At 39.8% G+C, this 12,653-nt stretch carries 8 protein-coding genes; 1 reads left to right on the forward strand and 7 read right to left on the reverse strand.

Going from position 1 to position 12,653, the window contains the following annotated elements; translation table 11 throughout:
* Nucleotides 1-16 precede the first annotated feature (16 nt).
* From AB5217_RS09725 to AB5217_RS09755, 7 genes are all read right to left on the reverse strand, one after another.
* Nucleotides 17-3,361 carry a SusC/RagA family TonB-linked outer membrane protein gene (locus AB5217_RS09725; RefSeq protein ID WP_032845534.1) on the reverse strand — a complete coding sequence of 1,115 codons (3,345 nt, stop codon included), beginning with the start codon at nt 3,359-3,361 and terminating at the stop codon, nt 17-19.
* A 16-nt stretch (nt 3,362-3,377) separates the two neighbouring features.
* On the reverse strand, nt 3,378-4,550 hold the full coding sequence (locus tag AB5217_RS09730; RefSeq protein WP_004324638.1) for a FecR family protein: 1,173 nt from the start codon (nt 4,548-4,550) through the stop codon (nt 3,378-3,380).
* Between the two features lie 33 nt (nt 4,551-4,583).
* A complete protein-coding gene (locus AB5217_RS09735) occupies nt 4,584-5,159 on the reverse strand; it encodes an RNA polymerase sigma-70 factor (protein ID WP_004304929.1) in 576 nt (191 codons plus the stop codon).
* Between the two features lie 65 nt (nt 5,160-5,224).
* Entirely contained in the window at nt 5,225-7,555 is a 2,331-nt protein-coding gene (locus tag AB5217_RS09740; protein ID WP_032845537.1) for a hybrid sensor histidine kinase/response regulator, read from the reverse strand.
* 40 nt (nt 7,556-7,595) lie between these two features.
* Nucleotides 7,596-8,954, reverse strand: a complete 1,359-nt coding sequence (locus tag AB5217_RS09745) for an MATE family efflux transporter (protein WP_022199757.1) — start codon at nt 8,952-8,954, stop codon at nt 7,596-7,598.
* Nucleotides 8,955-9,037: 83 nt separating this feature from the next.
* Nucleotides 9,038-10,276, reverse strand: coding sequence for a M16 family metallopeptidase (locus tag AB5217_RS09750; RefSeq protein ID WP_004299932.1), 1,239 nt, complete (start codon nt 10,274-10,276; stop codon nt 9,038-9,040).
* A gap of 5 nt (nt 10,277-10,281) precedes the next feature.
* Nucleotides 10,282-11,121 (reverse strand): peptidylprolyl isomerase, encoded by an 840-nt coding sequence (locus AB5217_RS09755; protein WP_022199759.1) that lies wholly within the window; start codon nt 11,119-11,121, stop codon nt 10,282-10,284.
* An 87-nt stretch (nt 11,122-11,208) separates the two neighbouring features.
* Between AB5217_RS09755 and AB5217_RS09760 the strand changes: the two genes are divergently transcribed.
* Nucleotides 11,209-12,582 carry a sigma-54-dependent transcriptional regulator gene (locus AB5217_RS09760; RefSeq protein ID WP_004304936.1) on the forward strand — a complete coding sequence of 458 codons (1,374 nt, stop codon included), beginning with the start codon at nt 11,209-11,211 and terminating at the stop codon, nt 12,580-12,582.
* The last annotated feature ends 71 nt before the right edge of the window (nt 12,583-12,653 follow it).

Below are 12,653 nucleotides of genomic sequence, written 5' to 3' on the forward strand. Positions count from 1 at the left end.
TCTTAAACCTATTTAATTATAATCCTACATTTAGTGCTATCGAGAAATATCTTTCCATCGGATAACCACTCATACATGTTTTATAAGAATTATGATCCTTTCCCGAATAAGGGGTCCAGACCCATAAATTATCTCCAATTAAAGAAATAGAACAATCTTTTAAGCCAGTCGAATGTAGAATTGTCCGGGGAATTCGATAGGAAAATACTAGATTCTGCAAACGAACCTGAGTTTTGTTATACAAATAACGGGTAGAGTTCATCACCGACTGAGTAGAGACACCCCATATTGGTTTAGGGTTCAGCACTAAATCGCCGGATTTTTGCCAACGATTCAACTGGTCAATAGACTGATTTTCCGTCATTATATTCAACCCATCCGAATTACTTGCCCTACCGAAAGATGTAAATCCGTAGCCTCCTATTGAATAATTGAACATAAAGCGCAAACTAAAATCTTTGTACGTTAAAGTATTTGTCAAGCCACCAGCTAGGACAGGAGTTGAACTCTTATACGGGACACGGTTATCCGTACTGTAAATCCGTGTTATATTCCCTTTTGCATCATACCACAAAGGTGCTCCGTCACGAGGATCAACTCCAGCCCAGCGCACTAAGTTATATGTATGTATGTCATATCCTTCCCTCCAAACCATCTCACCCATATTTTTCTGAATGCCATTATATAGCTCTAAGAGTTTATTACTATTATGTGCTAGATTCAGATCAGTTAACCAACTGAAATCACCATCTTTCTTCGACCGGAAATTGTGACTAGTTATAGTCACTTCAATCCCTTTATTTAATATTGTTCCTACATTTCTATACACACGAGTATCACCTGTCGTTCGAGAAACATCTAAATTACTCAACAAATTAGTTGTCTTATTATGATACCCTTCAACTTCTATATCCAAACGATCGAACAAGCGTACACGAACACCTATATTTGTCATATAAGTAGTTTCCCAACTCAAACGGCTGTTTGGACACCCCGACATAACACCACCTATTTCTCCTGCATAAGAATAACTTTCCCCATAAGAATATAAGCCAAGAGCTTCCTGAGAACCTAAGCGGGAATTTCCATTTGCCCCATAACTAGCTTTTATTTTCAAAATATTCATCCATGGAATATTGTAAAAACTCTCATTCTGAACATTCCAAGAAACTCCTATAGAACCAAAATTAGCCCAGCGTACATCTGACCCAAATTGTGAATTTCCGTCTCTACGTCCATTTAATGTCACATAATATCGATGATCGTAAGAATAACTAAGCTGCCCTAACATAGAAGCTTTGCGTTTCGTCTTACTAGTATTAGTCCCTTTACGCTCTTTTGCATAAGACACATCTTGAATATGATCATTAATGAAGCCTGACCCTGTAACTCCAAGTGTCACATAGTCCTGTGAACCAGCCTCAATCCCCAATAATCCACTTATATCATGTTTATCAAAAGACTGCTTATAATTAATGCGATGTACAGTAGTCCAGTTCATCATATTTAATGAGTTTCTAGTGGAATAACCTATCGGACCATCAGCGCTCGTCATTCCGGACCAATTAGTACGAGCATAATAAATTTCTTCCTTACCTGACTGATAATCAACACCAAATTGTCCTGTGTAAGATAACCCTGAAAGAATATCATATCTCAACATTAAATTGGCATTCGTATATAAAGTCTTTTGATTATAAATATTCTCTTCCCTTTCCGCTACACTGTTCAAGAAACGGTTCTCCGACCATTTAGGGCTTCCATCCGTTTCTTTTCCGGATATAACCTTATTGTAAAGACGAAAAGTTCCATCTTCATTATATGGTTCGAATATCGGTAAGTACTCATAATAATCCCTTCCTGGATTAAACAAATCATTCACATTATAAGAAGTAGCAAGATCAACCGAGACCTTAAACTTTCGAAGAAAAGTAAAATCCAAATTAGAACGAATAGAAAAACGCTGTTGTTTATTCCCTTTCACCGTTGCTGTATTCTCTAAATAAGAAGCTGATAAATAATACGCTGTATTCCGAGCCCCTCCCATTAAAGATAAATTTGTTTGAAAAGTATTAGCGGTATCATAAAACACATCTGTCCAATCTGTATTTGTAAGGCTGTATTTGTTCATTTCATTATCAGTATAGGGAAAGTATTTTAAATCGTTCCCTGCATTTTGATAAGCTTCCTTAGCTAACATTAGATATTGATTGGCATTCAGAACTTTCGGACTAGTACTCTTATCAATCTTTGCAACTCCATATTGAGCCGTTAAATGAATACGCAAGTCACCTTCTTTTCCTTTTTTAGTTGTTATCAATATGACTCCGTTTGCACCATTCGCTCCGTAAATGGAAGTTGCCGTAGCATCCTTCAATACTGTTATTGACTCAATATCATCAGGATTGATAAAAGATAACGGACTGATAGTCGTACTCATTCCAGGAATCAAATTAGTATGTTCACCTGTATAAATAGGAGTCCCATCCACAACCCACAATGGCTCGTTCGAAGCAGATAGAGAAGCATCTCCACGAACCCTTACATTGTAACGTGCACGTGTATTATCCGGTGAATCTGTATTCGGATCAATTTTCACTCCCGGAATCAAGCCATCCAACATTTTATCCACTCGTAAAGCTGGTAATGCTTTTAACTGGTCAGCATTCACTTGAAAAGCACTACCGACTTGGTCTAGCCTCTTTTGTGCTGTACCATACGCTCCTACAACCACGACATCATCAATAGAAATCGCATCCTGAACAAGTTTTACATTAAGTACTCTTCCCTTAACGGGTACTGTTTTCGTTTTCATCCCCACAAATGAAAAAGTTAAAAAAGCCTCTGCCTTACTAGACACTTGAATTGAATAGCGTCCATCCATATCCGTTATCGTAATATTACGAGTATCCTTTTGTTGTATAGTTACACCGACTAATGGTTCACCGGTATCATCCTTTACTTCTCCTGTTACTAAGAATTTATCATCCTGCTGTAGTTCTTCTTTTTTATTAACAGTGATAATATTGCCAGACTTTTTAAAAATAAAACCTGTTCCATTAAACAAACGATTCAAAACATCAAAAACTGATTCCTTTTCTGCCGTAACGGAAATCGGTGTTATAGTCTCCAATAATTCTGTATTATAAACAAAATCCAGTTTGGTCTGTTTTTGGATCTCATTAAACAATGTACTAACAGAAACACCACTCAAATGTAACGTTACCTTATAATTCTCTTGCATATAATCTTCACCAACGAACAAGAACGATTCCTCACTATAATTTTCATGAGAAATGGCATACAGGTAATTAGGGACTAATGTTGTACATAGCAACATTATAATAATTAGAATTCTCATAATCACTTATATATTATTATTTATTCTTCCGATCAATTTTAATACGAAGTCCGGAAATCTTAAAGTCAACATTTACTGTCTCTTCGATAGCATTCAAAATGACAGCTATATCGTCATATCGATATAAACTGCCTGTGAAATGAAGTTCTTTCAATGATTTATCTAAGAAATCAACATCTACATTATACCACAATGCAAGTTCTTCCATCAGACTTCCCAGACTCTCATCATAAAAAATAAAACGATTAGAATGCCAAGCGGTATTTAATAACAAATCTTTATTTTCAACTGATAAAAGATCCGTAGAAGCATCCCATATGGCTAGCTGTCCTGGTGATAGTTTATGCAACTTTTGAGATTGAGTATAAATTCCAATGCTACCCTGCACTAAAGCAACTTCAACTTTTCCTTTCACACGAGACTTCACATTAAACGCCGTCCCAAACTGCTGTATCAAAATTCCTTGAGTTTCTACTTTAAATGGATGTAATGAATCTTTCGCTATTTCAAAAAAGGCCTCCCCTTTCAATTCTACAGTTCGTTCATTCATACCTTTAAAACTAACCGGATATTTCAACTCTGATAAAGAATTCAAATGTACCCTTGTTCCATCTGATAAAGTTAATCGAAATTCTCCTCCACGAGGAACAGACAAAGTATTCTGTTGACTTATTTCCACTTTTGATGTTTCTGGGATATGATAAACAATCATCCCATCATACTCTCTTGCAATAGGTGTATCACCTATATAAATCCAATGTTCTTGCCCTGATTTTTTCAATTGTTTAGCACTACCATCTTCTAAAGTCAATATTGCTTTTGACTCTCCAGGAGTTATTCGTGATGCCTCATAGTAAAAATAGAGTCCTCCCCCTACAGAAAATAGCAATATCAGTAGAGCACAAGCAATCTTCAACCAACGACGAGAAAAAAAGCCTATTTTTCTTTGCGTTGATATCCTTCTAGTTCCCTTATGTAAAGAGGTCCATACTTTACGGAAAGCCTCATCCGATTTAGCATCAAAACGATGATATTGACGATAATCCTCAACAGCAGTCTTATCCAAGTTGATTTTCTGAAAAAAACGCAGATGAGATTCATCCTCTTGCAACCATTTTTTTAGAATTTGGTCTTCTTCTTTAGATAAACACCCGACCAAGTATTTAACAATTAGTTTTTCAATCTCCATACTATCTAATTATCATTTGTATTACACAAACGATTATAGATATAAATCGAGGTACAAGAAAAGAATAAAAAATGAGGTATCTGGATATTTTTTTTGCAATTTCTCTTTCAGATTGTTCCGAAGAGTTTTCATTGCACGTTTCTTTTGAGTTTTAACAGTTTCTATTGACAACGATAATTTTTTAGCAATAGCATCATTATCATAACCTTCCAGATGTAACAAGAATATTTCCCGACAACGTTCCGGAAGTAAATCAATCTGTTTAAATAGTAAGCGAAAAACTTCTTCTTTCTGAAAAGAATCATCCGACAAGAAACGATTTGCAGTCAAAGCTTCTTCAATATAACGACTTTCTACATTTTGATGTCGCAAATAATCAAAAGCCGCATTTCTTATCGAAATATAAAGAAATGAACGAAAATTCGCTTGCGAAGGAAATATACGATTTTCTTCCCACAAAGATGCAAATACATCTTGTACGATATCTTCAGCTATATCTTCACGTTTCGTATATTTTTGAGCATAACATACTAATATCCCGTAATAATCACTGAACAATCTTTCAAATATATCTTTCCGATTAATAGAAAAACCAGGCTCACGTATCATTTAGCAAGTTTTAGACAGCAAATATAGAAATAAACGATAGAAAAAAACAATAAATAAACATTAAATCATATTTCAGAATTAAGAATATTCGAACACTCTACACCGTTTACCTCTTTCAGGATTTTCTGAATTTCTTGAAGAATGCTCTCAACCTTTTCATTTATTTCCGTAGAAAAGTCCTCCCCACGCCTTGCCTCCAACCAACTCAGTAGAATTACAGCATTCCCAGCTCCAATCAATGTAAAAAGAGGAAGAAGTTTGTGAGCTATTGCAGCTATTTCATCCACCTCCTTAGCATTTAATGCCTGCACCATCCGGTCAGCACTCTTTTGTGTTTCCTCTATAAATGTTTGGATAATGGAATGTGTAGCTTCAGGATCATCCTCCGAAAAAGAAGTGAGGGCATTTACATTTAGTTGCATATCTTCTGTTATATGCGCTTCATCGGCCGAAAGTTGACCTTCATTTACTGTTAGCAACAATTCCTTTACTGTAAACGGTTTATGCAAACAACCGGCAAAACCATGTTCATGTAAAGCGGCTTTATCCATTTCACTACGGGCAGTCACAGCAATAACAGGGATTGTTTTTGCTTGTGGTATATTAGAAGCCCGTAATAGTTTTACCAGATCAAACCCGTTAATGGCAGGCATTTGTATATCTGTCAGCAATACATCGAAGACGGAAGAGCGAAGTTGTTCAATCAGCTGTTCCAGCTGTTCACAACATACGGCATCAATACCATGCTGTTTCAACATGGCAGCAGTCAGATTCAGCTGAATCTTATCGTCATCAATCAAAAGCACACGAATGACTTTCATGGGAGGAATGGCAACCGACTGTTTGGGAGCGTATGGACTTTCGTCCTCCGAAGATTCATTTTCCGGAGATTCGCTTTCCGCAATGGATTTACCTACCGGATAAAGAGGTAAAGTTACAGTAAAACAGCTCCCTTTTCCTAATGTGCTTTGCACGTCAATGGTTCCTTCAAGCAAGGTTACCAATTTCTTCACAATAGAGAGTCCGAGTCCGAAACCTTCTTCCCCCTGCGCACCGGAAAGACGTGTAAATTCTTGGAAGATACGTTCACGATCTTCTGATGCCATTCCTTTTCCTGTATCGGCAATGGCGATGGTTAACTTAGAAGAATCATAACTGGCTGTCAGGCTAATTTCTCCTTTTTGAGTAAACTTTACGGCATTGGACAAAAGGTTGTTCACAATTTGCCGGAGTCGCAAAGGATCACTGATATATCTTCCATTCAGTTCCGGGACGACGTGACATTGCAAGGCTAAACCTTTGGCAGCGGTCAAAGGTTCGAAACTGACATAAATTTCGTCGAATAGCTGGGAAGGGTTAAAGGTTACGCGATTCACTTCCGCTTTATTGAGATCAAGCCGGTGGAAATCAAGCAAGTCACTGACTAACTTCAATAAATGTTCTGAAGAACTTTTCATATTGTCGAGGTAGAATCGTTGCCGTTCATCTTCTGTCAATCGGGACAGGAGTTCGGTATATCCCATAATTGAGCCTAACGGAGCTTTAAAATCATGGGTAATGGCAAGCATTAATTTTTCACGGGCGATCAGCAAATCTTCCGCCCGTTTATTCGCCACCTCCAATTGCTGGCGGTAACGGTTGCTACGGGAAATATCCCGCATAATCAATATCAGGAAAAAAGCCGATAATAGTACGGCACCAACCGCGATACCGCCGATGATACGTGCCGACCGCATCCTCACTTCCTGCTGAAGTTCGGCATCCTGACGGGCACGCAAGGTCATTTCTTCCTCATACTGTTTAATCAAGCTATCCATCCGTGCCGTCAACTGCGTATTCATCCGCTGGTACTTTGTACTGGTACGTCGGATTGTTTTCCTCCGTTGCAACCGTTTTTCTTCGGTAGCCATGCGGATTTTCTGCTGAAGAGAATCTTTAGAAGTGGTCGGTTGGAGAATGGTATCAGTGGCTACTTCCAACGATGTATTTACTAATACGGCACTGTCTTGTTTAGAAGGGGAAAACACTTCGGCGAGTCGTTTGAAGAATCCCTTCTTTTTAGGAGTAGTGATTAACGAGTCACGTTTGGTGATGACCCGATGTTGTACCCGTTGCTGGGTAATCACAGAATCCTGTTCGGATATGATTTCTTCTATTTCCGAAGCAGAGAGAAGGCTGTCGTTTGCCTCACTTAGCACCCGCAACATCTGAATCGTGTTTTGATCTTTCTCATGGAGAAGGGTCAATAAACTGTCTGTTCTTAAATTCTGTTGATCGTCGGCGGCCGACAATGCTTCCATCTCACGATGTACAAACACCAGCGAGAAAAGGAGGATCGCCAGCAACAAAGTGTAACCGGCGGTTATTTTCAACTTTGTAAAACGGAAGGAAGCCATTGGGGTTAAGTATTAAGTTTTAATTATCAAGTATTTAGCATCAGGTTTTGGGGTGAGGTTCGGGGAGTTTCGTCATGTGATGAAAACGCCACCAAAGCATCAATCCTGCGCTCGTCAAACCAAAAGGAAATGCCATCCAGACACCTACTACTCCCCATCCCATGACAAAGCCGCAGAAATAACCTACAGGAAGAGAAATAATGAAATAGGCGACAAAGGCGATAATCATCATTAGTTTTACATCTGAAATTCCACGCAAAGCATTGGCGAAAGTAATCTGCAGTCCGTCGCCAAACTGGTAAACGAGGAAAGGGAAGATTAGAGAGGTCACCATAGCAGCCACTTCCTGACTGTCGGTAAACCAGCCTCCCAAGTAATTCCGGCAAAGGAAGACAATCAAAGAAAGCACAACGCCCAATGTCATCATCAGATGAAAACCTGCATAGGCAGAACGACGTACATTAATGATATCATTCTGACCTTTGAAGTTACTGACACGAACAGCCACAGCAGCACCCATACCGTAATACATCATAAATGTAAACTGCGAAATAGCCAGCATAACCTGATGAGAAGCCAGAGCGATAGTACCCAGCCAACCGATCATGATCGCACTTAGACTAAAGGAGGCTGTCTCCATTCCCATTTGAAAAGCAACCGGCCATCCGAGACCATTCAAATGCCCAAATACAGCTCGTGACCATCCCAAACGGAAAAAGCCAATCTTATAGCGGACAAAACGCGGACTACGCATAAAGATGATGATAAATATAATCACCATCACGATACGCGAGAACAGCGTGCTGACACCTGCTCCCAACAGACCTAACTCGGGCAATCCGAGCTTTCCATAAATCAGGATATAGTTTCCTATGATATTCAAGACATTTCCACCAAGCAATATCCACATAGCGGTTTTTGTATCCGTAATTCCGTCTGTAAACTGCTTGAATCCATTGAAAAGCATGACAAACACTAGTGAAGCGAGCAAAACAAGGTAATACGGTTTAATCAGGGGAATCAATTCTTCCGGCTGTCCGAGACGTTCTATATTTAGATAAAGAACAGTCATACAGACAGTCAGCAGCAATGCAACCATCAGGTTTGCCAGCAAACTGTTGCGTAAAGCCTGTCCCGCAGGGGCATACTGGCGGGTTCCATACAAACCTCCCACAATGGGAGTCAGCCCATACGAAAAACCCGTACTGAAAATAATCGCCAGATTGAACACATTATTGACGAAGGAAGCTGCTCCCAGCTCAATCGTACTATGATGCCCGATCATTAACGTATCCGCAAATCCAAGAACGATTACTCCTATTTGACCGATCACAATCGGCAGTCCGAGAAAAATTAGTGCTTTATAATGCTCTTTATATGTACTATAAATATGTCTCATTTACTTTTCCGTTACCTAAACGTATCTCCATTTTCAGGCAAAGGGACTTTTCCCTTTCACTGATAGATTAAAAAAGGGAGAATTTAATTTTGTTGTTTCTTATAATATAGTATTACTCCGTTCTCCTTACGGAAAGCAGATTGAGCTACCGCCCGCAATTGTTCAGCCGTGACAGACCGATAACGATCGACCTCTTTTTCCATGTCCTCCGCCCGGCCAAGCAATTCGTACCAAGCCAGGTTGGTTGCCACATTCAAATAATTGATGTTGCCGAATATCTGGGTGGACTCAAATTTGTTCTTCACTTTTTCCAGTTCCTGTTCGTCAACCAATTCTTGCTGCAACAGTTCCAGTTCTTCCCGCACTGCCGCTTCCGCCTGTTCCAGGGTGACACCTGCCGAAGGTTTACCACTAATATGGAATAACCCCGCATCTACACTGCCGGAAATATAAGCATCTATACTCGAAAATAATTGTTTCTGTTGTACCAAACGCTGGTTTAACCGGCTGGAACGTCCGTTGCTCAACACATCCGACAAAATATCAAATGCATAATAATCCGGATGGCAATGGGCAGGCATGTGGTATGCCATAAATAAAGAATCGAGAGGAACATTTCTCTCTACCGTCAGCCGCCGTTCTTCCGTCTGTTCCTGTTCTTGTGGCAGGTTCCGTTGAGGAACTTCCCGACGAGGAATAGAGCCGAACCATTTTTCCGTCAAAGCAACCGCCTCTTCGAAAGAGATATTACCGGTCACAGCTAATATGGCATTATTAGGAGCATAAAAACGGAAAAAGAATGCCTTCACTTCTTCCAGCGTAGCATTGGCAATATGCGACAACTCTTTTCCGATAGTAGGCCATTGATAAGGATGCGTCTGATAAGCCAGAGGACGCAAAAGATGTCCGATATCCCCATAAGGCTGATTCAAACATCGCTGTTTGAATTCTTCCATTACTACTCCCCGCTGTACCTCCAGACTCCGTTCGCTAAAATCAAGACTCAACATCCGGTCGGATTCCAACCAAAAGCCGGTTTCTACATTCTGACGAGGTACAGTGAGGTAGTAATTGGTTATATCATTATTCGTCCAGGCATTATTCTCTCCACCCGCCAATTGAAGCGGCATATCATAATCGGGAATATTCACCGACCCTCCGAACATCAGGTGTTCGAACAAATGGGCAAAACCGGTATGTTCGGGATCTTCGTCGCGAGCTCCCACATTATATAATATATTAAGGGCAACCATCTGCGTACTTTCGTCCTGCGAATGTACCAGACGTAACCCATTATCAAGAATATGCCTGTTGATTTTCATATATTTCAGTCAAGTATTGTCACCTTTGTTATTTTTACATCTTCTTCGGGACGATCGCTACGGTCGGTTTTCACCTGCTGGATTTTATCCACAATATCCAAACCTTTCACTACTTCGCCGAACACAGTATATTCGCCATCCAGATGCGGAGTTCCTCCCACCGTTGTATAGGCTTCAATCTGTTCCGGAGTGAAATGAAATTCCGGTTGTTTAGCTGCCATTTCCTGTGCCTCTGCAAACAACTTTTCCTGCAAATCATAAAGACCATTTTCGTCATTTGCTTTTCGCATCTTATAAATTTCCTTCATGTGTTTCTGTGCCAGCGTATTGAAAATAACATTAATCTTATTCTCATTCATCTGGCTTTCCATACCCAGCAAGGTAGAGTCATTGAACACCTTACCTGTCACGATATAGAACTGACAACCGGAAGATTCTTTCTTCGGGTTCACATTATCTCCCTGACGGGCAGCGGACAGGGCACCTTTCTTATGGAAATATTTAGGATATACAAATTCAGCGGGAACAGTATAACCTACATCTCCCGTACCCAGCATTTTTCCTTTCGGTGCATTCTTTGAGTCCGGGTCACCAGCCTGAATCATAAAATCTTTGATAACACGATGAAACAGTGTGCCTTCATAAACACCGTCCTTCACCAGTTTGATAAAATTATCACGATGTTTCGGTGTCTCATTATATAGTTTCACCTCGATATCTCCTACAGTTGTCTCAATCTTTACCAACGTTTCTTTATCCATGTCTCCTCCTTTTTTTGTTCCGGTTTTGCAGGCAGTAAGTCCGCAAAACGATATGGTTAATACTATCAATAGAATCTTTTTCATAACACTTTTATTTAATTTAAGTTTGCAAATATACCACTTTCGCCTAAATCCTCTTACCTTTGTGACTTAAAAGAATCAAAACCTGACATGATGAGCTCCATATTGATCGTTGAAGATGATATCACTTTTGGAATGATGCTAAAAACCTGGCTAGGCAAAAAGGGCTTTGAAGTATCATCAGTGAGTAATATTGCCCGCGCCCGAAAACATATCGAAAGCCAAAACGTCGATCTGATTTTATCAGACCTGCGACTACCCGACCACGAAGGTATCGATCTGCTGAAATGGATGAATGAACAAGGCATGGACATTCCTTTAATCATCATGACTGGCTATGCGGATATACAATCCGCCGTACAGGCAATGAAACTGGGAGCACGTGATTATATAGCCAAACCGGTAAATCCGGAAGAATTACTGAAGAAAATTTCTGAATGTCTGCAGTCTGAAAAGAGTCCTGCTACTCATAACGTTGCTAAATCTTCTTCTAAAAAAGGTGCTTCTACTTCATCTAAAGATTCAACAGAAAATCATCGTGCTTATCTGGAAGGAGAAAGTGATGCAGCCAAACAACTCTACAATTATGTAGGTCTGGTAGCTCCGACCAATATGTCCGTACTTATCAACGGTTCCAGCGGAACAGGAAAAGAGTATGTGGCGCACCGTATTCATCAACTTAGCAAACGAAACGATAAACCGTTTATTGCCGTAGATTGTGGTTCTATCCCCAAAGAACTGGCTGCTTCCGAATTTTTCGGTCATGTGAAAGGTTCGTTTACAGGTGCTCTGACAGATAAAACGGGGGCTTTCGTTGCAGCCAACGGTGGTACTATCTTTCTGGATGAGATCGGAAACCTTAGTTATGAAGTGCAGATACAACTGCTTCGTGCCTTGCAAGAGAGAAAAATACGTCCGGTAGGTTCTACACAGGAGATATCGGTAGATATTCGTCTGGTATCTGCCACCAATGAGAATCTGGAACAAGCCATTGAAAAAGGTACTTTCCGTGAAGACCTTTATCATCGTATCAATGAATTTACCCTCCGTATGCCCGATCTGAAAGAACGGAAAGAAGATATTCTGCTCTTTGCCAATTTCTTCCTCGATCAGGCAAACAAGGAACTGGATAAACACCTGATTGGTTTCGATGCAAAAGCATCGCAAGCTTTAATGAATTATCATTGGCCGGGAAACTTGCGCCAAATGAAGAACATCGTCAAAAGAGCAACTTTATTGGCACAAAGCAGTTTCATTACTTTATTGGAATTGGGGACCGAGCTTTTAGAAACTCCTGCATCCAGCAATACGAGCATTGCATTACGCAATGAAGAGACTGAAAAAGAGCATATTTTGGAGGCGCTACGCCAAACAGGAAACAATAAGAGTAAAGCAGCGCAATTACTGAATATTGATCGAAAGACTTTATATAATAAATTGAAATTATACAATATTGATTTGTAACAAGTTACGTTCTTGCATTTTCTCAAGTATTCTCATGCCTATGAGAAAATTTTCTCAATGCGATGAGAAAA

Origin of the sequence: Bacteroides sp. MSSM.1001136sp1_RTP21357st2_D2_RTP21359_211015, assembly GCF_040913205.1 — a bacterium.
GTDB classification, from domain to species: Bacteria; Bacteroidota; Bacteroidia; order Bacteroidales; family Bacteroidaceae; genus Bacteroides; species Bacteroides ovatus.